Annotated in this window: 17 protein-coding genes; 5 read left to right on the top strand and 12 right to left on the bottom strand. The window is 42.5% G+C overall.

From position 1 onward, the window contains the following. Position 1 precedes the first annotated feature (1 nt). The 6 genes from L1271_RS05585 to L1271_RS05560 form a co-directional block, all read right to left on the bottom strand. Entirely contained in the window at positions 2 to 1,369 is a 1,368-nt protein-coding gene (locus L1271_RS05585; RefSeq protein WP_102058115.1) for a MotA/TolQ/ExbB proton channel family protein, read from the bottom strand. Between the two features lie 14 nt (positions 1,370 to 1,383). Further along, positions 1,384 to 2,133 (bottom strand): DUF3450 domain-containing protein, encoded by a 750-nt coding sequence (locus L1271_RS05580; RefSeq protein ID WP_235367204.1) that lies wholly within the window; start codon positions 2,131 to 2,133, stop codon positions 1,384 to 1,386. Positions 2,134 to 2,382: 249 nt separating this feature from the next. Further along, a complete protein-coding gene (locus tag L1271_RS05575; protein ID WP_102058117.1) occupies positions 2,383 to 4,272 on the bottom strand; it encodes a methyl-accepting chemotaxis protein in 1,890 nt (629 codons plus the stop codon). 197 nt (positions 4,273 to 4,469) lie between these two features. Beyond that, on the bottom strand, positions 4,470 to 5,237 hold the full coding sequence (locus L1271_RS05570) for a basic secretory protein-like protein (protein ID WP_102058118.1): 768 nt from the start codon (positions 5,235 to 5,237) through the stop codon (positions 4,470 to 4,472). Further along, the gene (locus tag L1271_RS05565) at positions 5,237 to 7,591 is read right to left on the bottom strand and encodes a GH92 family glycosyl hydrolase (protein ID WP_235367202.1); all 2,355 of its coding nucleotides are present in this window, start codon (positions 7,589 to 7,591) and stop codon (positions 5,237 to 5,239) included. The genes L1271_RS05570 and L1271_RS05565 overlap by 1 nt, the downstream gene beginning before the upstream one ends. A 145-nt stretch (positions 7,592 to 7,736) precedes the next feature. Next, on the bottom strand, positions 7,737 to 9,011 hold the full coding sequence (locus tag L1271_RS05560; protein WP_235367200.1) for a sugar MFS transporter: 1,275 nt from the start codon (positions 9,009 to 9,011) through the stop codon (positions 7,737 to 7,739). Positions 9,012 to 9,142: 131 nt separating this feature from the next. Between L1271_RS05560 and L1271_RS05555 the strand changes: the two genes are divergently transcribed. Further along, complete coding sequence (locus L1271_RS05555; RefSeq protein ID WP_102058120.1) at positions 9,143 to 10,324, top strand: AGE family epimerase/isomerase; 1,182 nt, start codon at positions 9,143 to 9,145, stop codon at positions 10,322 to 10,324. 1 nt (position 10,325) lies between these two features. Continuing rightward, the gene (locus L1271_RS05550) at positions 10,326 to 11,279 is read left to right on the top strand and encodes a carbohydrate kinase family protein (RefSeq protein WP_235367198.1); all 954 of its coding nucleotides are present in this window, start codon (positions 10,326 to 10,328) and stop codon (positions 11,277 to 11,279) included. A 62-nt stretch (positions 11,280 to 11,341) separates the two neighbouring features. On the opposite strand, the gene L1271_RS05545 is transcribed toward L1271_RS05550, so the two are convergent. After that, positions 11,342 to 11,836, bottom strand: coding sequence for a YcgN family cysteine cluster protein (locus L1271_RS05545; RefSeq protein WP_235367196.1), 495 nt, complete (start codon positions 11,834 to 11,836; stop codon positions 11,342 to 11,344). 242 nt (positions 11,837 to 12,078) lie between these two features. Here L1271_RS05545 and L1271_RS05540 point away from each other — a divergent pair, with 242 nt between their 5' ends. Beyond that, positions 12,079 to 13,815: a sensor domain-containing diguanylate cyclase gene (locus L1271_RS05540; protein WP_102058123.1), complete on the top strand. Its 1,737-nt coding sequence runs from the start codon at positions 12,079 to 12,081 to the stop codon at positions 13,813 to 13,815. A 246-nt stretch (positions 13,816 to 14,061) separates the two neighbouring features. Here the strand turns inward: L1271_RS05540 and L1271_RS05535 are convergent, their stop codons facing one another. After that, on the bottom strand, positions 14,062 to 15,972 hold the full coding sequence (locus L1271_RS05535) for a sensor histidine kinase (protein WP_233525293.1): 1,911 nt from the start codon (positions 15,970 to 15,972) through the stop codon (positions 14,062 to 14,064). A 329-nt stretch (positions 15,973 to 16,301) separates the two neighbouring features. Here L1271_RS05535 and L1271_RS05530 point away from each other — a divergent pair, with 329 nt between their 5' ends. Next, positions 16,302 to 17,441, top strand: a complete 1,140-nt coding sequence (locus tag L1271_RS05530; protein ID WP_102058125.1) for a Na/Pi symporter — start codon at positions 16,302 to 16,304, stop codon at positions 17,439 to 17,441. Between the two features lie 136 nt (positions 17,442 to 17,577). Next, the gene (locus tag L1271_RS05525; protein ID WP_235367194.1) at positions 17,578 to 18,057 is read left to right on the top strand and encodes a hypothetical protein; all 480 of its coding nucleotides are present in this window, start codon (positions 17,578 to 17,580) and stop codon (positions 18,055 to 18,057) included. A gap of 3 nt (positions 18,058 to 18,060) precedes the next feature. Here L1271_RS05525 and L1271_RS05520 read toward each other — a convergent pair whose 3' ends face one another. From L1271_RS05520 to L1271_RS05505, 4 genes are all read right to left on the bottom strand, one after another. Beyond that, a complete protein-coding gene (locus tag L1271_RS05520) occupies positions 18,061 to 19,224 on the bottom strand; it encodes an anhydro-N-acetylmuramic acid kinase (protein WP_235367191.1) in 1,164 nt (387 codons plus the stop codon). Further along, positions 19,225 to 21,159: a RecQ family ATP-dependent DNA helicase gene (locus L1271_RS05515; RefSeq protein ID WP_102058128.1), complete on the bottom strand. Its 1,935-nt coding sequence runs from the start codon at positions 21,157 to 21,159 to the stop codon at positions 19,225 to 19,227. Then, entirely contained in the window at positions 21,156 to 21,917 is a 762-nt protein-coding gene (locus L1271_RS05510; RefSeq protein WP_102058129.1) for a substrate-binding periplasmic protein, read from the bottom strand. The genes L1271_RS05515 and L1271_RS05510 overlap by 4 nt, the downstream gene beginning before the upstream one ends. 166 nt (positions 21,918 to 22,083) lie before the next feature. After that, positions 22,084 to 24,552 carry a glycosyl hydrolase family 18 protein gene (locus L1271_RS05505; protein ID WP_102058130.1) on the bottom strand — a complete coding sequence of 823 codons (2,469 nt, stop codon included), beginning with the start codon at positions 24,550 to 24,552 and terminating at the stop codon, positions 22,084 to 22,086. Between the last annotated feature and the right edge of the window lie 12 nt (positions 24,553 to 24,564).

Genomic DNA, 24,564 nt, shown 5'->3' with positions numbered 1-24,564 from the left:
ATTACGCTCCTTTCTCGCTACGCTCAGCAATGATCCCCGCGCTTTGCTCTTGAAGAATAAGGAGCAAGTTACGAGAACGTGTGTTTAGTAGTGTGTAAAGGAATACGGTTGGGATAGCGACAACCAGACCAAGTACGGTGGTTACGAGGGCCTGAGAAATACCACCAGCCATGAGTTTAGGGTCGCCCGTACCAAACAAGGTGATTGCTTGGAAGGTGTTGATCATACCGGTCACTGTACCGAGTAGACCAAGTAGAGGTGCTACGACTGAAATAATTTTGATTAAAGTCAGGTTACGAGTGATCTTTGGCATCTCACGAAGGATTGCTTCGCTTAACTTAAGTTCTAGCGTATCGTAAGCCACATCTGGGTATTGCTCTTTCACTTTCATCACACGACCTAGCGGGTTGTCGTCACGGGCAACACTATCTTTAAGCTGACGGTTGATTTTAGAACCCATCAACATGAGTGATACAAAACGCTCAATTGCAATAAGTAGTGCCAGTAAACCAACACCTAGGATCACATAACCTACCGCGCCACCTTGGTGTACTTGTTCTTCGGTATTTGGCGCTTGTACTAGTAGACCGAGAATTGAACCGCCTGTTGGGTCAAGGGCAAAATCGACAGAACCGGTCTTCGCATTTTGTAATTCACCCGCTGTCGAGGTGAAACGAGACGCTGGCTGACGAGTCAGTTCAGAAAGCGTTTGTGTATCATTGTTGTAAGTCAGGTATTTACCATCAGCGATTAAGTTAAACGCACCGACGCGAAGCACTTCTTTGTTTTGCTTGGTACCACCGGCTACGATAACTTCGGTATTAAAGCGCGACACTTTACCTTGTTCCGTCATTTCACGTTGCATCTCAAACCAGACTTTTTCAATGTCTTCGATTGATGCTAGACGCGATGTTGAGCCCATCTTTTTCGCAAGCTCAGTCATGTAATCATCACGACCTTTAATTTCAGCTGATACAACTGACGTTGCGAACTTATTTGAACTGTCGCCAGCTACTTGTTGAAGCACACCGAATAGCTCTTTTAATGTACCCATACGTTTGCTAAGCGTGTCACTTAGGTTGGCCAGTTTTATTTCGTTTTCTTCGAAATTGGTTTCTAGACGCTCTGATTTAGCCAACGCTTGGTTACGTTCACCCGTTAACGCATTCAACATTTGGATTTGGTTGTTTTGCTGCGCTTTGAACTCGGCTTCACGTTGTTTGTTTTGGGCTGTTTGTGCCGTTTGCCCTTGCTCTAAGGTTTTTAGTAGTGAATCTAAATCTAATGCTTGTTCAGCATGCGCAGATGCGGTTAACGCAAGTGTTGTTGCGAAAATAGCGTGTTTAGTGAATTTTTGTACGAATTTCATAGTGGTCTCACCTATTACTCTGCAGCCTGAACTGGAAGCGTTAACATGTCAGGTGCTAACTGCTTACGTGCGATGCGAATGCCTTTATTGATTTGGCTGATGTTGGTATCTGGTAATGCGTTAAAAGCATTACTGTCTTTGTTCCAAAAACCAGCTTGGCTGCCATCTTTTGTGACATAAAGCAGCTCAAGACGACCAATTCGTAGGAAATCTACTTCACGTTCTTGTCCATTCACGTCAAGTAATGAGGTGTAAGCTTCGATAGTACGTCCGTAGTCAACTTCGACTTGGTAAGCCTCAAGTACGCGGCGGAACTTTTCGCTTGATGAAATATCAGCACGCTCCATCAAGTTAGTTAACTGAGTAATACGCTCAGCACGCTCTTTAGGAAGGAAAGGCACATCTAATTCAACAAACTGTTTCAGACCTGTGATCATGCGCATCATGAGAGGTGTGATTTGACGCTCGATCACCGAAACCTGATCCATAGAGGTGTTAATGGCTGCCATTTCTTCAAGTTGGTTTTTGATTTGTTTTTCTAATTGAGCGTTGTAAACAGATAGGCCGTCGATTTCTTTGTTCAACGTCTTGAACTTTTGCAAACGAGACTGCATATCGTCTGCAATACCATCGATTTTCCCTTGAGACTTTAATGCAGATTCATTGATAGCTGCACTTTTGTCCATCGCTTGATTTAATTCTGTTGCTCCGGCAGAGGCCGTTGCTAGCATACCTGCTATAAGCAAGTGGTTAACGCACTTCATCGCATACACCTTATAAATTATTGCTAGTTGCTAAAAAACTGGGTGCAGTCTAATTACGAAAAATGACAACCATGTTGCGCAACTAATACACAAATGTGACAGCTGTCATTGAAATTACATTAATCAATTAACTTATTGTTTTTAAGGAAATTTTGTTGGTTAATGAGATGTTGCAGGTGTTTTGTGTCATAAAAGGATCACAAAAAAGCCGCTTTTGTTAAGCGGCTTTTAAGCTCTAGTGAGATGGCGTTAGACTCTAAACTTGAGCACCATTTGTTCTAATTCGTCGAACTGTAGTTTCAATGACTTACACTCTTCAAGGGTTGCGGTTAGGTTATTGCTGCCTTGCAGGCTGAGGTCACTAATATGATGAATGTCGCTATCTAATGTTTGGATAACGGTGTTTTGCTGGTGGGTGGCGCTGGCAACTGCATGGTTAACGCCGTCTATGGCATCAATCGAATTGCTCACTTCTTGCATTTTAGTACCTGAAGCATTGGCTCTATCGGCGCTTCTTGCTGAGTCTTCTAAACTCGCTTTCATTACGGCCACAGCTGAAGCAGAACCTTGTTGTAGTTGTGCAATAGTGCTTTCGATTTCTTGCGTTGACTCTTGCGTGCGCTGTGCTAATTGCCTTACTTCATCGGCAACGACGGCGAATCCACGTCCGGCCTCACCTGCCCTAGCCGCTTCAATGGCAGCATTTAACGCCAGTAAATTGGTCTGCTCGCTAACTCCTTTGATCACTTCAAGCACTTGCCCTATGCTGCCTGAGAGTTTATCCAATCCATCCAGCGTGTCTTGTGCCTGAGACATTTTTTGTGTCAGTGAAGCGATTTCTTCGATATTTTGAGTGAGTGAATGTTGGCTTTCAACAGAAAGCTTGTTGGCGTTACTGGCAAGTTCTGAAGCATGGGTTGCATTGTTTGAGATCTCTTGTGCACTTGAGGAAAGCTCGTTGATCGCTGTCGCGACGCTATCGGTGCGCTTTGACTGATCTGTATACATAGATAAGGTATCTTGCGTTTGCGCAACCAAACTATTTACGACGTTTTCAAGTGTTACTGTAGTATTTTTTACCTGCGTAATAGAAGCATGAATTTTATCGATAAATTGGTTGAAATAATCGGATAACTCGCCAAATTCATCTTGATTTTCTACGATTAACCTACGAGTAAGGTCACCTTCACCTTGGGCGATGTCTTTGATGGCTGCATTGAGATTGTACATCGGGCGCATCAGATACTTGAGCAATAGTTGTAGCATCACCACAATCGCAATCACGCCAAGTAGCATATAGATAGCCGCCATATTTCTAAAAGAAGATACGGACGAATAGGCAATTTCTTTATTAATGACAACGCCAAGATACCAGTCGACATTTTTAATGCCTTTCATTTTTACAAATGAAACGAGCTTTTCTGTGCCATCAATTTCAAGCTCCGTGAAATCCCGATTTAATGACAGGCGTTTACCAAACAGCTCTGACATCGGCTTGTCATTCAGTTTAGTATCTGGATGACTGAGTATTTTACCGCTTTCATCAAGTAAGAAACCGTAACCAAACCCTAAGAAGTCAATTTCATTGATAATTTCTGTAATGGTTGACATGTCGATGTCCCCCCCTGCCACACCTGCGAAACGGCCTCCTTGTTTTACAGGTACAACGGCTGAGATAGTGAATTCGTTGGTGGTAACGTCGATATAAGGTGCGGTAAATGCGGTATCTTGTTTTTGCTCAGCGAGCTTGTACCAAGGGCGGCTAGTCGCATCAAAATCAGCAGGAAGTTGGATACTTGGATCGTCCAACACAAATGTTCCATCTGGCGTGCCAATAAAAACGTTTTTGAAATCCCCCGCAGTGTCTGCGGTTTTTAACCGTCTTCTTATCTGTTCAGTGGAGTCATCAGCTCTATGTCCATCAGCAATCGAGACCACGATTTCAAGTCTGTCATTGAGCCAATTGGCGATATTCTGTGAAACCGAGCTTGAAATCTCTTGTAAAACCAAGGTAAGTCGAGCTTGAGTTTGGTCTCGCATAACAAGAAAGTTGTTTACGGTAAATAAGCCGAGCACAATTACTAACACAAGGGAGGCTGCTACGGTTACTTTGGTGGTGAACTTTAGCGCTTTAAACATCATGATCCTGTTGAAATTGTTCTTTTCTTCAGCCAAACAATACACTTGTTGGCCGATTATTATTAATAGATTTAGGAATTGGATTCCTTTGTAACTATTTTTATCAAAAACTCAAAGGTTTGTCTTTGATTATCGGCAGGAAATGAGAGAGGTTTAGAGTGAATGTTAAATAAAGGTGAGACTTCGCTCACCTTGCGTTACAGTAACGACGCTTGATAATGTCGCCAAGCAGTATCTAATTTAACACCTGCTGATTGCTCAAAGTATTGCCAGTCCCACTTTATGTCGTCATGTGGGTCCAATTGAGCATTGATCTCCTGAAGTAGGTCTCGGTTACTTTGCTTCGATAACCAATCGATAAAGAATGCTGTATTTTTATAGCCGTCTTTATAGTTGCCACCAGGCTTTTGGGTATCATCAGGAATATACCCAGCTTTTAGTCTAACAACATCTGCTATTCCCTCAATGATTGGCCCTATTTCCTTGTAGTTATGATCATCTAGCTGATAAGCATGGGCAATTTCATGATAGAGAATACCGATAAGTTCGTCGACTGATTCTGTTTCACTGTGCGATGTAGAAAAGTTTTCCATGTAGTTTGCGCTGATATGGATTGTTGCGCCGTTAAAATCGCCCTCTTTATATGCAACCCCTTTTAGGTCTTCAAAGACGATATGGAGGGTTGGTAGCTTAGGCGCGCTAGTCATATCTTTATAAAGTAATCTAGCCACGTTATAACTTATTTGCTCTATTACTTTGTTATCAATTTCTTGCCATGCGAAATGGTTAATTTTAGTCGTTTTGCTGAGCGAGACGGCTGGTAGAGGAAATTGACGCCATGCTAAGTCTGACTGAAACGCGATCGGTTTTAATCGCGCTGCGGCATTATCGATGTCATTTGCAAGTGCGAACGGCGCACTTGCAAATGTGGTCATAGCCGCAAGAAATATTCCTGCTTTAACCATTACTTATACTCCGACAATGAAGGCGGTCTCTGCGTCTTGGATTGACCCCATGCTTTATTCGGCTTGCTAGACATTTGATACTCCAATGTACCACCATTCATAATGTCGTTATGTGTGATGTAGCTGCGCTTAAGCGGTTTTCCATTTAATTTAATGGACTTGATATATTTGTTTTTGTCACTGAAACCTTTCGCAACGGTTCTAAATGCTTTGCCGTTTGCAAGTTTCAACGTAACTTCTGGCACTTGAGGCGCACCAATCGCGTAGCTTAGGTCGCCTGGCGCAACAGGATAGAAGCCCATCGCAGAGAATATATACCAAGCAGACATCTGACCTACATCGTCATTACCTGCAAGGCCATCCGGTTTGTCTGAGCTTAAGGTATCCATGATCTGACGAATACGCTCTTGGGTTCTCCACGGTTTACCCGCGTAGTTATATAAATAGGCAATATGATGGCTAGGCTCATTACCATGGGCATAGTTACCAATCAGGCCTGCAATATCTTCGTGCTCTTTGATCATCTCTTCAGAAAGGTGGGTATCAAACAGTGCATCTAGACGCGCTTCAAATGCATCATCACCACCCATTAATTCAATCAGGCCAGCTACATCATGCGGTACATAGAAGCTATATTGCTTCGCGTTACCTTCGGTGTATGGGCCCATGTATTTTGCTTCAAAAGGGTCAAATTCGGGATCCCAGTTTCCTTTTGAATCTAACCCTTGCATGTAACCGGTTTCTTTATTGAACACATTTTTATAGCTCATCGCACGTTGGTAATAGTCTTTCGCTTTACTGGTATTGCCCATCGCTTCATACATTTTTGCGATGGCAAAATCATCGTAAGCATATTCAAGAGTGATAGAAATAGACTCAGGAAGTACGTCCATTGGTACATAGCCAAATTTCTTGTATTCAGGGATGGCATCGTACACTGGGTTGTTAGCCGTGTTTTCAATTGCTTCTAATGCTAAATCAATATCGTAATCTCTGATCCCTTTTAGATATGCATCAGCAATGACTGAAACCGCATGATAACCAATCATGGTCCATGTCTCGTGGGCATGGAACGACCAAATAGGTAACATTTTTTCATAGCTTTGCTGATAATGTACCAGCATAGATTGGATCATGCCGGATACGCGGTCTGGGTCGATATAAGTGAGCAATGGATGTAATGCACGATAGGTATCCCACAACGAGAATAAGGTATAGTGCTCGAAACCTTTGCCGTCATGAATTTCACCGTCAACGCCTCGATACTGTCCATTGACATCTTGGTAGATATTAGGCGCTTGTAGCGCATGGTAGAGCGCAGTGTAGAACTGACGTTTTTGCGCTTTGGTGCCTTCCACGTCGACTTTATCTAAATAATTTGCCCACTGAGACTTGGCATTTTCGCGAACGTTATCAAAATCCCAACTTGGTACTTCAGTTTTAAGATTCTCTAATGCGTTTTTGCGGCTAACTGCAGAAAGTCCGACTTTCACCAACAGTGGCGTTTCGTCTAAATTATCAAAGCTTGCAACAAACTTAACGGCTTTACCTGCTGTCATTTTTACTGCGGTATTCTCAATCGTAGAGTGTTTGCTGTCTTTTCCTAAGCAATTCATACAACGATAACGGTTGTTGTCTAGATTATAAAACTGATAGTCAGCGATAGGTTTTGAGAACTCGATGGCAAAATACATTTGGCGGTTACGCGCCCAGCCATTAGTTGCGCGGTAAGCAACCAATGTGGTGTCGTTTATTTTGCGGATGTCGCTCCAAATCACTTTATTCTCAAAGTTATAGATTGCTGAGGTCAAATCAAGCAATACATGACCCTGTTTTGCTTTGTTGAAGCTGTATTTATGCATACCCACTCGCGTGGTTGCAGTGACTTCGGCTTTCACACCATAGTCGAGTAAGTCAACACCGTAATAGCCAGGTTCAGACCATTCTTGGTCGTGAGAAAAGCGCGAGCGATATCCTATGTCAGGATTTTCAGCGGTACCAGCATCGAGTTTTACTTCGCCTGTCATTGGCATGATCAGCAGGTCGCCAAGATCTGAGTGACCAGTACCAGAGAAATGCGTGTGGGAGAAACCAACAATAGTATGGTCGTCATAGTGATAACCAGCGCAGCGCTTGTAGATTTCTGGTTGAGGGGAAACACCGCGCATGGGGTTATCTGTATCTGGGCTTAATTGCACCATACCAAATGGCACGACTGCGCCAGGGAAGGTGTGGCCATCACCGCCAGTACCAATGAAGGTATCGACCCACTGTGTATTTGATTCAGTGGCGTGAACTGTTGCGCATAACAACACACTTTGTGTGATTGCCAACGCCCAAGTTTTAGCTCGCATTACTCTCTCCTAGTTTTTGTTTTGAATTGGAGCGTTCCAATTTTGTTTTATAATACCCTTTATGAATACGTATTCAATACTCTGCGACGAAAAAATTATGCAATAAAAAAGGCGAGCTATGCTCGCCTTGTAAACTTTCGTTAACTTAATTCAGTTTTGCTTGCCACTTTTGCGACAGCTTAACCACGTTTAATCCGTACCATGCGATGTAGACATAACAAAGCAATGGCACAATAAAGCTGATCTGAATATGGAATTTATCCGCAACCACACCTTGAATGAGCGGCACAATAGCACCACCGACAATGGCTAAACACAGCCAGCCAGAACCTTTACTAGTTAGTGAGCTCAAGCCTTCAATTGCCATTGAGAAGATTGTCGGAAACATAATGGAGTTAAACAAGCCAATCGCGAGTACGGCAATCATCGCAATGTTGCCACTGGTACTCATGGTCAATGCCAGTAATAAAATAATAACGACAGCGTTGAAAGCCACTGCTTTTGCAGGTGCAATGGTCTTTAAGGCAGCAGAGCCGATAAAGCGCCCTACCATAGCACCACCCCAGTAGTACCCGATAAGTTTTGCTGCAGCGTGCTCTTCAAGTCCTGCGATTTCAGGTTCTGCAAAGTAATTTACAAGGAAACTCCCAATCGCAACTTCTGCACCGACATAGCAGAAAATAGCTACTACACCCATTACTAAGTGTGGGGCTTCAATTAGGTTATGGTGTTTCGCTTTACAATCGACGGCTTCAGTATGCTCAGCAATAATGGGTAACTTTAAAAACGCGAATACAACGGCGATTGTTAGTAGCGCAGCTGCCAAAATAAGATAAGGTACCTTTACCCCCTCTGCGCTTGCCGCAGCTTCAACGGTTAGCGTACCGGCTGAACCAAACAATAAAAAGCCACCCACGATAGGACCAATAGTGGTACCCAGTGAATTAAGCGCTTGCGCAAGGTTTAAACGACTTGACGCAGTGCGAGGATGCCCGAGTGCTGCTACATAAGGATTCGCTGATACTTGCAAAACAGTGATGCCAGATGCAAGCACAAAAAGCGCTGAGAGAAAAATCCAATATTCGTGAACAACAACGGCGGGATAAAACATGATGCAGCCAATGGATGCCACGATTAAGCCCGTTAGTACGCCATTTTTATAGCCAAAGCGTTTAACTAAATACCCAGCAGGTAAAGAAATAATAAAGTAGGCACTAAAAAAGCAAAACTGGATCAGCATTGCTTCGGTGTAGTTAAGGTCAAATACGCCTTTTAGACGTGGGATGAGGACATCGTTTAAAACGGTTATAAATCCCCAAAGGAAAAAAAGCGTTGTCATTGCAATAAGCGGAAGTCGATAATTATTATTCTCGGTATTCCCGCTTGTGACGAAGGTTTGATTTGTATTTATTTCGCTCACAAGTGATACTCCAATCTGTTTTCACCTTGATTCTACACACTGTTACATGAAAATCACAAATGTTTTGTTGGATCGTTCCATGTTTTATCTGCTAAAGTAACGGAAATGTTCAGCAGTAGGTTAAAAGTTAGATGAATTTTAGAACAACGCAATTTTTAGAAGCACACATTAAAAAGACGCTCAGCTTTTACGCACCAAATTGCGTGGATGAACGTGGTGGCTTTAATCACTTCTTCAAGGATAATGGCGAGATTTATGATGCGAACACGCGTCACTTAGTATCAAGTACCCGTTTTGTCTTTAACTATGCTATGGCTTATGACTATTTTAAAGAGCCAGCTGACTTAGATAAGGTTAAGCATGGTATCGAATATTTAGAAACTGTCCATAGGCAGGAAAATGGCGGCTATGCGTGGTTGCTTGAAGGCGAAAATGTTGTAGATGGCACTAACCATTGTTACGGGCTCGCCTTTGTTTTATTGGCTCATGCCTGTGCGTTGAAGGTTGGGTTATCAGACAGCAAGTCTGCAATTGAGCGAGTATGGCAGCTGTTAGAAGAGAAATACTTTGAGCCTGATTTTGGACTCTATAAAGACGAATTCGATGCAGACTTTAATCAGGCAGATAAGTACCGAGGTCAAAATGCCAATATGCATACCTGCGAAGCGCTAATAGCTTGCTTTGAAGCAACGCAGGATGAAAAGTTTTTACAGCGTGCATATATGCTTGCCGACAATATGGTAAATCGTCAAGCCGCTAAGGCAGAAGGGCTGATTTGGGAGCACTATGATAGTCAATGGCAAGTCGACCTTGAGTATAACAAAGGCGATCCCAAACACTTATTCAGGCCTTGGGGATTTCAGCCCGGTCATCAAACTGAGTGGTCAAAATTATTATTGTTGATTAACCGCTACATGCCAAAGTCATGGCTTGTGGAAAAAGCCGCGCACTTGTTTGATGAGTCATTAAAAGCTGCTTGGGATAGTGAATTTGGCGGAATTTGCTACGGCTTTGCGCCGGATAAGTCGATTTGTGATGATGATAAGTACTTTTGGGTTCAGGCTGAGTCATTCGCTGCGGCTGCGCTACTAGCACTTGAAACCGGTGATGAAAAATATTGGCAGTGGTACGACAGAATTTGGCAATATGCTTGGGATAACTTCGTCGACCATGAATACGGTGCTTGGTATCGTATTTTGAATAACAAGAACGAAAAGTACAGCGATGAAAAAAGCCCGGCGGGCAAGACTGATTATCACACTATGGGCGCGTGTTACGAAGTCCTGCGTTCAATGAAGTTAAAAGGCGAATAACATGGCACTTGTTTGTTTTGGTGAGGCGTTGATTGATTTTTTATCGGATGGCAAAACACCAGAATCATTTACTAAATATGCAGGCGGCGCGCCTGCAAACGTGGCAGTAGCTGCGGCAAAGCAAGGCGTTGATGCGTATTTTTGCGGCATGTTAGGCAATGACATGTTCGGCCAGTTTTTAGCTGAAGAGCTACAGGCTAATGGCGTAAATACCCGGTACCTTGAGTATACAGATAAAGCCAAAACGGCATTGGCATTTGTCTCTTTAGATAAACAAGGTGAAAGAAGCTTTAGTTTTTATCGGCCACCAGCGGCGGATTTGTTGTTCAGGCAAACACATTTTTCTGAGGATATGTTTACAGAGCATTCTGTATTACATATATGCAGTAACAGTCTTACTGAAGAGAATATCTATAAAACCACGGTTTATGCGCTTGAGCGTGCACGAGCAAACAACATGCTTGTTAGTTTTGATATGAACCTGAGGTTGAACCTATGGAGTTCGATAGCGCATATTCTTGATAGAATTTGGCATTGTATCGCACTAAGTGATGTCGTTAAACTCTCACGCGAAGAATTGGAATACCTGAACGCGAATAGTCATGCGGGTAAAACCGAAGCGCAAACCATAGCCGCAATTATGGATAAGCAAACTCAATTGTTATTAATAACCGACGGCGCAAACCCCGTTGAGATTTATCTACAAAATGATAGTGCTAAAGTCGCTGCGCCAAATGTTGTCGCGGTGGATACCACGGCTGCGGGAGATGCGTTTGTAGGGGGGTTACTTGCTGAGATCATTCGAAAGTTTAAACCTACCCGAGATACTGAGTTTGCCATCACACTAAATGAGGCAAAAGGCTTAGTCGCATATGCTGCAAAATGTGGTGCGTTCGCCGTTCAACACTACGGTGCATTTGCCGCTTTGCCGTCTAAAGGTGATATTGGCGAATAGTAGTCTTTTTTCTAGGATAGATGCATGCTCCACCGCAAAACATTTATCCTAGTCCCTGTTTTTTACTCGCAGTCTTTGTGGGGCCACTCTACTATATGCGCTTCAAAATCAGATTCTAAATCTACTTCCAGTTCTGAGGTTGCCTTACCAAAAATACTGATCCCCGCATCTATCATGGCTTGTTTGGAACCATTATTTCTAAGAGGATGCCAGCTTGCCAGTCCCCTGCGCTCATGAAGTCGTCGATAACTACAACTGTTTGGCATAAAAAAGATATCTTTGAGGTTTTCTTTGGTTAGCTGTACGCAAGATGGTACTAGAACTTGCCTTTCGCTGTAGCGGCTACAACCACAGCTATTTTTATCGTTATATTGGCAAACAACGTCGGTGTAGAGTAACTCTTCACCTTCGCGTAAAAAGTCGGTGCTCTCAAATGATTCATCTTCCTCATCGCTGTCGATAAAAGAGTGTAAACAGCATTTACCACAGCCATCACAAATCGCTTCCCACTCATCTCTAGTCATTTCTTCGAGTGTTTTTTCTTGCCAAAAGCTCATTACTTTGCCCCTTCATTACGCTTTTTTGCATCATATTTGATTTGTGACGTTGGAATCGATCACATCAAACAAGCGGCGCATTCTATAGGATAGTTGAACGTAATTCAAAATTGGCGAACTATTTATGGCTGACTATGATTAAAGTACTATTTTTATTTCATAATCTTTGGCGAGAGCGCTATTTGTCTGCGATTATGGAACGTAGCGAGGGTGGTTGATTGAGGCAAAGGTACGTCTTTTTATTGTTTGTACTCCTGTTGTCTCTGTGTAGTCAAGTGGTAGCTGCTGGCAAAGAGACGTTGCAACTAGAGTACGTGGCTTCAAATGCTAAAATTGTCGACGTCATAAATAACTCAAGTATCCATTGGCAAACTACCGATGATAAAGTGCTGAACTTAGGTTATTCCAACCTAAGTTACTGGGTACGTACGTCGTTAAATATTGACGAAAAAGAAGGGCCTTATTTACTTGAGATAGCCTATCCGGTGCTGGATCAACTTGATGTTTACATGCTACAAGAAGGCAATATATTTGTTCATCAGCAATTAGGAGATAAACAACCTTTCGTTGACCGCCCTTTTGCGCATGAACATTTTATTATACCACTCCCAAACGGCACGCATGGTAAGGTAGCACTATACATTAAAGTACGCTCATCCAGTGCGCTGCAACTTCCCGTGGTACTTTGGACAAACCATGACTTTTTGATAAACGACCAAGTTTTTCGTATCGTGATGGGGATCTACTTTGGTTTGATGGGGATAATGGCAGCTTATAATGTGCTCCTCTATTTTACCATTCGCGAATCCACATTATTTTACTATGTTTTATACGTTATTTGTTTAGCGCTATTTTCTGCTTGTTTGTCAGGTTTTGCCTTTCGATATCTTTGGCCAAATAGTCTTTGGTGGAACGATCAAGCAATCTTGTTCTTTCTTATCAGTTCGGTGTTAACCGGCACTTACTTTGTTATGACATTGCTCGAGATTGGTATTTCGGACAAGTGGCTTTATCTAGGTTGTCGCTTAATTTTGGGATTAGGGCTGGTACTCTTATTTTCTTCTGTGTTTTTTGACTATGCAGTGATGATAAAACTTACCATAGCGTATGCCGTATCAGCTTGTATCTGGGGCGTATTCTGCCGTATTTTACGTTTGGCTGGGAAAAGCCGCTTAGCGACATACTATTCGATTGCTTGGAGCTCAGTGCTCATTGGCGGGATCATTCTTGCGCTAAATAAATTAGATTTAATCAGCCAAACTTGGTTTACCGAAAATGCGCTATTAATAGGTACTGCCATTGAGGTGGCCTGTTTATCGATAGCAATAGGTGAAAAACTCAATACCGAGAAAAACAAGCGTTTTCAAGCGCAATTAACGGCATTCAATGAAATCCAAAAAGTAAACTCTCAATTAGAGAAGACTGTCGCCATCCGAACTCAAGCGCTACAGGAAGCTAACGATAGACTGGAGCTTGCGAGTCGCACCGATGCGCTTACTGGTGTTGCCAATAGGCGAGCGCTAGACGAAGCCTTGCATAGTGAATGCTTAAGAGCAAAGCGTTTTGAACACGCTCTTAGTGTTATTATGATCGATATCGATTTTTTTAAGCAGGTTAACGATACCTATGGTCACGAAGCGGGAGACGATTGTCTGATTCACATCGGACGTATACTTTCCAATTGTGCTACGAGAGCGGGAGACTTTGTCGCACGGTATGGCGGCGAAGAGTTTTGTATTGTACTTGCACAAACCGATAGCTCGCAGGCTTTTGACCTTGCAGAGAAGATCAGAATGACATGTGAGACTAGCCCATTGATAAGCGAAAGCTATTGTATAGAGATGACATTAAGTGCAGGATTACATACTCAGACTAAGCCACCATACAGCGGTAAAGAATTGCTTGCCTCGGCAGATCAGGCACTTTATTTTGCTAAGCGTAATGGTCGTAATCAAGTGGCAATCTCAGGTGAGCTGTAAATTTGGTATTCGGCTGTAAATGAATTAGCTAAGTCACCATAGAAAAGGATATAAAATGAAGACACTTTACAGAATCGCTATTTTATTGGCGCTCCTCATTGGGGCAATAGCTGCTTATAGCTATAGCAGCCACACTGGGATGTTCATTTTTGTGATATTGGGTGTGGCACTTGAAATTGCATTTTGGCTTAAGTTAATACCGCGACGAAATAATAAAACGTGAGCGCGAAAACATACTGTTGTATATCAACTAAAAGCAGGCACTTTAGTTAACGGAAGCTTGATCTCCATGTTCAATCCGCCTAATAGACTATTAAAGGATTCAATTTGTCCACAGTGAGCTTCTACCACTTTTTTGCACATCGCAAGGCCCATCCCTTTGGATTTTCCCGAATTGGTCCTTGCAGATTGTGATTTGTAAAGCGGGTCAAATAGCTGTTGGTGTGCCTCATAGGATAGCGGAGTGCCTGAGTCTTCAATGCGAATGATTAGATTGCTGTCGACGCTAAAGAAACTCATCTTTACTTGGACCTTATCTCCTCCATGCTTAATCGCATTACCTAAGATCTCAAGGACGCAGTTAGTTATCGCATCTAGATCGATGGTTATCTTTTCTGTACCAGATATTTGATAGTTAACTTCTAATTGCTCCTTATTATCCTTAAATAAACCAGCGGCCTGAGTATGTACTTGATTTACCAGCTTGCAGATCGTGAAGTCTCTTAGATTAAGCATAGTTGCTAACTTTTCATTGTCAGTGACCAGCATCAATTGATTAATAAAGTGATTTAACTCGTCAATTTTATCCATGAGCTTGCCGTAGCTTTCCTGAACATTCTCTACAATATTGTATTGTAGAGATTCAACTTGTACCTTCATCACCGTTAGGGGGGTGCGCAGCTCATGGGAGAGATCGGTAAATAAACGTTGTTCTTTCTTTTCTAACGCCTGCTGATTTTGACGGTTGAACTGCTTTTCTGTTTGTACTGTATTCGAGAGTGCATTCACCTGAGTTTGTAGCGTTGATAGCAGATTATTTTGGGCTGACTTATTTTGTTGCGCAAGTGCCAGCGTAAATAACATGACCTCAATTAAGTAGCCAAATTTAATCGCGCTTGATATATGATGAACGTTGATAAAACCCGCATACATTGTCCCACCGATAGCAATGAAATTTACAAAAATGACATGGTTTAGCAGGCTGAGGGAAAAAGTTACAGAACCAGGAGCACTCTGTTTCAAAGACCAATAGCTGGTATAAAGAAATAGCGGGATGATACTCAAGCTTAATACTAGATTGTAGTGAACCGATTTTGAATAGATTGCCACTGGGATAAGTAGTAGGTAAGCCGCTAAAAATCCATTATATAAAAGATGTAAGGTTTCGTTTCGATGCTTTAATTGCAGAAATTGCTTGACGAAAAGAAGGTGAAACACTGGTACAAAAGTCATCAAACAAGCTGAAAATAAGGTGGCAAATTTGCCTTGTGAAGGCCAAAAATATTGAAATGTGAACCCTGACATATCCAACACAATAAGCAAAAACAATAGCGTCCAAAGACAATAGTAAGCGTTGGTCGCATTGGCATTAAAGTAGAAGTTAACCAATACAATAACAAACACGGCTGCTATGATCCCGCTTAGTGCAGCATTGGTCACCGTACTGGTAAGAACATTACTGTTTAGCTCATTATCATTTATTAACCTAAGGTCAGCGGGGGCATTCGCAAAAGTCTGATAGCGGACAATAAGACTTGCCCCTGCTAAGTGTTCTTTTGATATTGGTAGATATAATTGCGGTGCTTCTACTTCCCTAATATTAAACGCGGTATTCAGGGTGTGCTGCGTTAAAAATGAGACCTCGCCGTTGTTAATCAAAGCAACACTTAGCCAAGGCAATCTGGCAAAGCCAAATGCGATGTAATTTCTGTCCTCGGATATAAGCATATTTGGGGTGATCAACGCCCACTGATAAGGCTCATTCTTTAGCTCAGGCACTTGGCTTGAAAGTACCTCTGCAATAGATTGGCTTTCGCGCTCATTTATGCCAAGCGTTGAAGATAATTGCGTAGCATCGACTTCTCCAAAGTGGATTGTTAATGGTTCACTTACTCTATGCTCGGCACTAGGCGTAAAGTCAACTGCACCAGCCGCCATAGAAAAAAGCATAAAAATTAACGAGAAAAGTCTTAACATAGTGATATAAGGCACAATAATTATAGCTAAATCCTACTTTTAAATAGTGAAGCAAATGTGGATCAAATTTGGAGAAGTAAACAAATGTAAATGCAATCACATAACTAATAATCAGTAAAAACAGCATATTACTACTATTAGTTACCACTGTTTCAAAAAATGCGATGAGAAAATGAGCATACGTGTCGAGTTACATAAAACTGAAATATAACTGTAACAATTGGGTGGTTAAATGCGCGGCTGAAATAAAAGTGTAATGAATGAACATTACTTACTCTAAGAGCGAAACTATGGTTAATCAATCTCAGACTTCAGCATCAGCTAAACTTTTTAACTGGCTGTCAATCGTATTACTTGTTTACTTAGTCTTAGTCGCAGTTGGCACTGTGAGTGGCGGTTTTAAGTTGGCCTCAGGTGGAAGTGAAGGGGCGAAGGAAATCTTCGCATTCGCAACCAATCCAATCGTCGCCCTACTCTTAGGGGCTTTGGCAACTGCATTGGTGCAGTCCTCATCAACGGTGACTTCTGTTATTGTTGGCCTCGTTGCTGGTGGATTACCTATTAGTATCGCAATTCCTATGGTAATGGGCGCAAATATTGGTACTACTATTACCAACACGCTCGTTTCTATCGGCCACATTCGTAGTAAAGAAGAGTTTAGAAGAGCGTTTGCCGCATCCACCGTACATGACTTCTTTAATTTATTAGCCGTTGCTATTTTCCTGCCTTTGGAAATCATGTTTGGCATGTTAGAGAAACTTGCGTCAGGACTTGCCCATGTATTTGTTGGTGATGCTGACTTATCGTTAAAAAGTTACAACTTTATCAAACCACTAGTGAAACCAGCGGTTAGCGTGGTAAAAGATGGTGTTAGCTTTTTAGATTCTACAGCTGCAGGTATTGCCATGGTTGTTATCGGTATCATGATGATCCTGTTCGCTGTGACTTACTTAGGTAAATTACTCAAAAAGGCGTTAGTAGGTAAAGCGAAAGAATTATTACACAGTGCGATAGGCAGAGGCCCTGTTGTAGGTATAAGCTCAGGCGCGGTAGTTACGGTGATGGTACAATCGTCGTCGACAACAACAAGCTTGATGATCCCACTCGCTGGCAGCGGCGTATTTACCACTCGTCAGATATATCCGTTCACTCTAGGTGCAAATATCGGCACTACAATTACCGCTTTGTTAGCGGCAACATCTATCACTGGTCCTGCAGCAGAAGTCGCATTAACGATTGCACTTGTACATGTAATGTTTAACGTTTTTGCGGTAGCACTTATTTACGGTTTACCACTACTGAGAGAAATCCCGCTTCGTCTAGCTGAGAAGTTAGCGGAGATTGGTGCGCAGAATAAACCAGCAGCTTTGGCTTACGTATTAGGTTCATTCTTTGTGTTTCCGGGAATCATTATGCTCGCAGTACGATAAATAAAACGAACAAAGAATGCATTTAAAGCTCGGTATTGCCGAGCTTTGACTTTTTTAGCCTTTGGTTGATAAGTCATAATTCTGTAATCTAGCTTTGAGACAATTAACATTGTCTTGTAAATAACGAAAGAAAGTAATGAGTAGCAAACCTGGTATTTTTAGTTTTAATGCAGCACAGATCACAAGTTCTATGAGGGGACAGTACCGTGCTGTTCAACCCTATGAGAAACTTAGTCTGCAACCAGGTGAGCAAGGACTTTCTTTGGTGATAGAGTTGCCAATGGATGCGCGTATTGATGACCTAGTTAACGTTGTACTAACAAAGCACGGCGAGCGAAATGCGAGGTGCGAGGTCTCTTTGGTGGTTGATCCGGAGTCTTATCTCACTAAGATTGTAGAAATCAAAGTAAAGCAATCGCTTGATGCAGGTCCTTACTTTATGCAATTGAATCTAGTGGGACTCCACGATTACCTAAAGAATGCGGCTGAGTTTGATATCATTTTGAATGAACGAATTATCGTAAGCGAGCCAGTATCTGAAGCGGTTACAACTCAGACTACTGGCTTCAAACGTATTTTTAACTCGGCGGTCAGCGCTGTATTATCCGTTTTTTAGCGACTATGTTGGTAATGAAATCTTACCCATAGAAAAAGGCAGCGCATCGCTACCACCTGATACGGTTTCATTCGCAAGTAGGGCAAATAAGGCGGCCTCTTTGGCATCAGGGTTGATACCCAGTTGTGAGAAATCCTTGATTAAAACACGGTTATTCAAATGGCTTTCAATTCGCGCCATTAAAAACACATTATGAATTCCACCTCCGCTAACATATAGCTCTAATTCAGTTGTACCAAGCTCGTTCACAGCATTTGCGACAGTGATAGCTGTGAATTCGGTCAGTGTCGTGATGATATCTTCATGATTATAATCTTTTCCGTCCAATGCATGATGCACGAAGGTTTGATTAAATAACTCTTGTCCAGTTGATTTTGGAAGTGGCATATCAAAGAATTCGTGTGACAGTAAGGCTTCGAGAAATGGCAATTGAATTTTTCCACTTGACGCAATCTCACCATTTTCATCGAACGGCAGCCCTAATACGTGGCGACAATATTGGTCTACTAATGTGTTTCCTGGACCGATGTCACTACTCATACTCTGCGCTAGTGCACAATTTTTTGGCAAATAAGTAAGGTTTGAAATACCGCCAATATTGAGTAAAACCCTATCGATACTTGTGTCCGAATATAACAAATAGTCACCATATTGCACGAGAGGGGCTCCCTCATATCCTTTGGCGATATGCTTTTGTCTAAAGTCTGCGATGGTGATGATGTTCGTTTTTGCCGCAATAATATCGCCGTCAACGATCTGCAATGTGCTATTTAATTTTTCAACGTCTGCAAAAGATTGTTTTGGACAATGGTAAAGTGTTTGTCCATGACTCGCTATTAAATCAACAGTGTCGGCTGCGACTTGCCATTCTTTCAAGGCATTATTGATTAGACTTGCGTACAACTCGCCGAGCCACGCATTTAATTGACATAACGTTTTAAGATTTACTTGAGACTTAGACGCATGCTCACTGAGAAGCTGCTTTTGCGAAGGGTTGTATTCTATTGTGGTAAATTGTTCGACCGTTAGCTCTGTACTTTTCCCTGCACCTTCAATTTTACATAACGCAATATCTAATCCATCCAATGACGTACCGCTCATTAGTCCGAGTATATATTTGGTCTTTTTTTCCGCGATCGTGGCGAGTTTAATAATATCTGTTTTCATTTATAATGCGCGCTCCATAATCAATGCTTTTGCCTTTTCATACTTTACGCCGGATAAACTGCCAAATCCTTCAAGTTGTCTGAATTTATATTTAGTAAAATAGGGGCAATTTAAGCCTAGTAAAAACAACGCTTTGAGGTGAGTAGAAAAAATAACGCCGCGTTGCGATGCAAATTGCGAAGCGTCTCTTAAAGTATTTCGTGTTGTTTCAATATCTAGTTCGTGGCTCTCTTGTGCGTTGACGATCAGTTGCTTACCGCAGCAGACTCCGCAATGGCCACATTGCTCTGGTGCGTGCATATCGCCGAAGTAGCTGGCGAGCGCTTTGTGATAGCATGAAGTCAGTTGGAAAAATTTGAGTAAATGCCTTAGCCGTGCAAGTTCGCCTTGCTCTTTAATTTGTGATTGCTGGTAGAAAGACTCAACCAGTTCATTAATGTTAACTTGTTGGATAGGCTTTGAATAAACCGACGTATATTTAGCGACTTTTACGTCAATCAGTTGTTGGTTTTGCAAATACTCAACGACTTCTTGGGCTTTAGCCTGTGGGATGTTTTGCTCGCTTAATGCTTGATGTGAAAGTAATCCCCATTTCTTTTTGAATTCAAAACACGAGAATAGCTGAGTCAAAAACAGTTGCCGCTCAGGCGAGTACTTGGCTAATATTTTATCTTTGTCTTGGGTGAATGCGATGCTTAGCTCCGCAAAATAGCTGTAGTTTACTTGTAAGTATCCTTGCAGTTCGAGCTGGACAATAAGTGTTTTTAGCACCAATTGATTAATATTGGTTTTATAGGCGAGATCGTATTCATTTAGATGATAATCTGTAGCTGGATCACCGAAAAGTTCATCAAAAAGCAGCGTTAATGACTCTCGCTCTAATGCACTGGCATAAACGAAGTTCTCTAATGTGGCAATTTTTTCATTATTAATTAAAGCAACGCAATGTGCATTCTCGCCATCTCTGCCTGCCCTACCCACCTCTTGGCTATATCCCTCAATAGATTTTGGCATATCATAATGTAGTACCCAGCGAACATCGGGTTTGTCTACACCCATACCAAATGCAATGGTAGCTACAACGATAAGATTAGCTTTCGCTAGAAAATCTGCTTGAATTTGGGCCTTTTTCTCGCTCTGCAATGATGCATGAAAAGCTTCTGCAGGAAAGCCACAAGCAGTTATCATTTTTGCTACTTCTTCTGCTTGCTTTTGCTGCGTGACATAAACGATACCGGCGCCTTTTGCCTTTTTTAAAAAGGCGAGTAAATATTCGTCTTTTTGAGATTCGCTAATATGCGCCGCACTTAAGAATAGATTCTTCCGGTAAAAGCCCGTTCTAATGATATTTTGATCGGATACATCGAATTTACCCGCCATATCGCGTGCAACTTTATTTGTTGCTGTCGCGGTGAGTAATAGCACTTGGTTGATACCAAGTTCATGGCGATATTTGGCCACTTTTAGGTAATCTGGCCTGAAATTATGTCCCCACTCAGAAATACAATGCGCCTCATCAATGACAAGAAAAGAGATATTGCTTTGTGATAACAAAGTACGTGCTTTTTGGCTATTAAGCCGCTCGACTGATATAAAGAGGACTTTAAGTGCATTGTCTCGCACCGCATTTTCTATGCGTAACGTTTCCTCTTTGCTTTGAGTACTGTCAAGACAAGCAGTCGCAACTCCTTTACTTTGTAGGTAATCTCGTTGCTCGTGCATTAGTGCTAATAGTGGTGAAACGACTAAGCACATCCCTTGCTTCAATATTGCTGGTAACTGATAACACAACGACTTGCCTGCACCAGTTGCAAAAATAGCGATTGCACTTTGGCCTTGAAGTATAGATTCAATGACTTCCGATTGCCCCGGGCGAAGTGTCGTATGTCCAAATGTACTTTGTAGTGTTTGAAAGAGTTGCTGCTGTTGAGTCATCCTGAATCTTTTCTATATTTTTCTGAGATATTCGCTATTGTGCCATTTAAATTGGTGATTGCTTCATTAACGCGCTCAATGTCACTACGCTTAAATGCATGACGTCCAAGCATAAAATGTATAGCGTTATCGTTAACTACATAAGGGTGTAGCTGAATGCTTTGGTAGCCTAGCTTGTTGATATAGTAGTAGCCTGCGTCCTCATCTTCAATCAGAAAATCGACGCGGTTTTTAGCCACCATTTCTATTCGCCGGTCTAAGCTCGCGATTTCAAACAAACGCCTGTCGTACCAATCGATTTTTTTTATTTGTTTCACTTCCTCACCGTAGTAGGCTCCAGGATTGGCCGTGAATGTATAGCCTGCAGAAAACAACTCGATTAAGTTGCTATCGAGATCTATTTCCTTGTTAGCGAACAAGCGCATTTTTTCACGCCGATATGGCGAGGAGAAGTAAGCGATTTTTGCTCTATCGACGCTAAAACTTGCGGATGGCAGGACATCAATTAAGCCCTTTTCAAGCTCAGTGATCCCACGAGCCGATGAAGGAAGCTGAATGAACTCGATACAAAACCCGGCGCGTTCAAAAACTGCTCTCGTGATATCTACGTCTATGCCGTAAGGACGAGTGCCATACATAACAAAAGGCGGCCAGCTAGAGCCAATGCCGATTTTTAGGGATGACTTATTCGCGCAGTCGGACGCGTAGCTTTTTGGAAAAACTAAAACGAATAATAAAACGGATAGACGAATAAGCACTGCCAGAACTTATGACTCTTTTATGAAGTTCATTATGTCATTATGAAAGACCAAGCAGAAAAAGAAAGAAGAAATTGGTGATAAAAGTCAGATAATGGGTAACTTTATGTTTATGTGAATAAAAAATGAGCTTGACTGGCAAGCTCATTAATTGGGGATGGTTAGATTAGTTAGTTACTGCCTTCCATACATCAGCGGTTCCAGGTTCTTCACCTTGAGTCCACCATTTTGCTTCAAAGACATTGCCGTTATGAATTACTCGGTCGCCACCGACATATACTGTAGAGCGATCCCAAGTCGGGTATTGGGCGCCACCGTCTTTAATCGTAACATTAAATGTTGTATCAACAGCGTTCACCCCGTCTGATACGGTAACAGTTACTGGGACGGTTGTGTCGGCAGTGACATTTGCAGCAGTAATAGTCGCTGAGCTACCATTTGCTACTACGCTCAGCTCGGCTGGTGCACTCCAGCTATAGCTAAGCGCTGCGCCTTCAGGGTCAGTTGCTGACACATTGACAGTAGCCGAGGCCCCTTCATTAACCGAAATATCTGAAACCGGTGTAACGACAGGCGCTGCATTTGCACCTTCTGGGTTTACAACAACAACGATTGTTTTGGTTGTTGATAACGCGCCGTCATCGACCGTTACAGTCAAGTCGTAGCTTGTCTGTTGATTGACTGAAGGAGCGGTTACAGCGACAGCTGCGGTGTTGTTAGCAGATAAAGCCAAACCAGGCGCAGCAACCCATGAATAGGTTAATGGATCATTGTCTAAATCGCTTGCTTGCGCATCGACATTCACAACCTGACCTGAGGTCACATTGATTGGTCCAGAAACTCCGATAGAAGGGGCACGATTAGGGATCTCACCTGCTGTAAGGCCATCATACATTGCATTTAGAATGTCGCCATTATCAGCGTCAATTTCCCAACCAAATAAACCAGCCAGTTGATGAGTGTTTGCATACTGACCTTTTGCGATAACGCTGCGTGGGCTATCGTAAGTGATGAGTTTACCGTTACTTCTGTTCCAAACATATGCTGCTTGTGCTTGCTCATCGTAGCCTACTTCATAACCATTAACACCTGAACCACCTTGGCCTACAGCGTTTGCTGCAATAGCCTTGTAATCCATAATGCCAGGCTCCCAAACGCCTTCACTTGTAGAACCAGTCAACGGGCCATTGCCCGGCGCCGTCATCGGATTACCTGGGATTGTGGCATTTGCATCTAGCACTCCTTCCCAGCCGCGGCCGTACATTGCAACGCCCATAACGAGCTTAGAGGGCTGCACACCTTGTTGAAGTAACAATTGAATTGCATGGTCGCCAGTATATGCCGGGCCTTTACGTGGCACTCCATTGTCGTCAACGCCTGTACCGTTACATTCGTCTGTGCTGAGATGAGAGCCACAGTAGATACCGGTTTGATGACCCGTTTCATTGTTCCAAGCGCCATAGAAGTCATAGGTCATCGCAAAGATATAATCCATATACTGCTGAGCAGCTTGGTAATCTACATCTTCAATCTTGTCATAACCTGCACCAATTGCAGAAGTGAGTTCATATTGGCGTCCGGTTTCAGCTTCTAACTCATCTAGCATTGCACGCAGCTCTTGCATTAGCGCCACATAGGCTGGACCGTCGTTAATTGGGTCGCCTAAGTCTGGGTTTGGACCATCACCACCCGGGAATTCCCAGTCGATATCTACACCGTCATAAAACTTCCACGTTTTAAGGAATTGTTTTACAGACGCGACGAAAGTGTCGCGGTTTGCTTTATTTGTAAAGCCATGGAATGGATCAGATAGCGTCCAACCACCCACTGAAGGCAGAATTTTAAGGTCTGGATAACGTTGTTTTAGCGCCATTAATTGAGAATATACACCGCGAATAGGATCTTTTGCATCCACCCCTGGCATAGACTTTTGCACTGCAGCCCAAGGGTCGTGAATGACGACTTCATAATCTTGAGAGTCAGCACATGCAGTTTGAAGCGCTCTCCAACTATTGCCATTTTCGATGGATTTTAGCGACTCGTTAGGTCCGCAAATCGGAATAAAGCCATATAAAATGTGCGATAGGTTATGAGCGGGGATCTTAGTTACGTCGTAATTACGGCCATATATGCCCCATTCAACGAAATATGCACCCGTCACACGGCCTGGTATTGTACCGTTATTACGGTTGTTCGGATCTACATTCATAGGAAGTGGCGCTAGATGTGCACCGTCAGTGTCGGCAATGACGATTTCTTTCCCTGCGCTTCTTGCACATACAGTACCTTCACACAGTTCTAAATAAAGCTGATGGCGACCCGATTTAGTGTAGGGGAATTGTACTACTCCGCTTTTAGTACCAGCTGCAAGCGTACCTTGGTTTACGAGTAGATCATCAAAATATACTTTATAGTTATCACCGCCAGAGCCACTCCAAGCATTCCATTTGATGCTAATATCGACAACATCTTTGGCTTTTACCAATTGCTTGTAAGAGCCAAGCCCATCGACGTTAACTTCAACGAACGAATACTGTTGTGGCTGCCAATCTAATGTTGGTGTAGAAGGGGCTGCAAGTGCCCCGCCACTCAGTAAGGCAAGTCCTATATAGCTGGTTATTTTATTAAGTTTCATATCTTCAACCTT

The organism is Pseudoalteromonas sp. OF5H-5 (genome assembly GCF_021530695.1).
Taxonomy (GTDB): Bacteria; Pseudomonadota; Gammaproteobacteria; order Enterobacterales; family Alteromonadaceae; genus Pseudoalteromonas.
The sequence above is the reverse complement of the archived record's forward strand: the minus strand, read 5'-3'. Positions and strand labels throughout refer to the sequence as shown.

Bases quoted from the DNA above. Each gene is read 5' to 3' on its own strand.
- L1271_RS05585 (WP_102058115.1), bottom strand. From the start codon at position 1,369: ATGAAATTCGTACAAAAATTCACTAAACACGCTATTTTCGCAACAACA.
- L1271_RS05580 (WP_235367204.1), bottom strand. From the start codon at position 2,133: ATGAAGTGCGTTAACCACTTGCTTATAGCAGGTATGCTAGCAACGGCC.
- L1271_RS05575 (WP_102058117.1), bottom strand. From the start codon at position 4,272: ATGTTTAAAGCGCTAAAGTTCACCACCAAAGTAACCGTAGCAGCCTCC.
- L1271_RS05570 (WP_102058118.1), bottom strand. From the start codon at position 5,237: ATGGTTAAAGCAGGAATATTTCTTGCGGCTATGACCACATTTGCAAGT.
- L1271_RS05565 (WP_235367202.1), bottom strand. From the start codon at position 7,591: ATGCGAGCTAAAACTTGGGCGTTGGCAATCACACAAAGTGTGTTGTTA.
- L1271_RS05555 (WP_102058120.1), top strand. From the start codon at position 9,143: ATGAATTTTAGAACAACGCAATTTTTAGAAGCACACATTAAAAAGACG.
- L1271_RS05550 (WP_235367198.1), top strand. From the start codon at position 10,326: ATGGCACTTGTTTGTTTTGGTGAGGCGTTGATTGATTTTTTATCGGAT.
- L1271_RS05545 (WP_235367196.1), bottom strand. From the start codon at position 11,836: ATGAGCTTTTGGCAAGAAAAAACACTCGAAGAAATGACTAGAGATGAG.
- L1271_RS05535 (WP_233525293.1), bottom strand. From the start codon at position 15,972: ATGGCGGCTGGTGCAGTTGACTTTACGCCTAGTGCCGAGCATAGAGTA.
- L1271_RS05530 (WP_102058125.1), top strand. From the start codon at position 16,302: ATGGTTAATCAATCTCAGACTTCAGCATCAGCTAAACTTTTTAACTGG.
- L1271_RS05525 (WP_235367194.1), top strand. From the start codon at position 17,578: ATGAGTAGCAAACCTGGTATTTTTAGTTTTAATGCAGCACAGATCACA.
- L1271_RS05520 (WP_235367191.1), bottom strand. From the start codon at position 19,224: ATGAAAACAGATATTATTAAACTCGCCACGATCGCGGAAAAAAAGACC.
- L1271_RS05515 (WP_102058128.1), bottom strand. From the start codon at position 21,159: ATGACTCAACAGCAGCAACTCTTTCAAACACTACAAAGTACATTTGGA.
- L1271_RS05505 (WP_102058130.1), bottom strand. From the start codon at position 24,552: ATGAAACTTAATAAAATAACCAGCTATATAGGACTTGCCTTACTGAGT.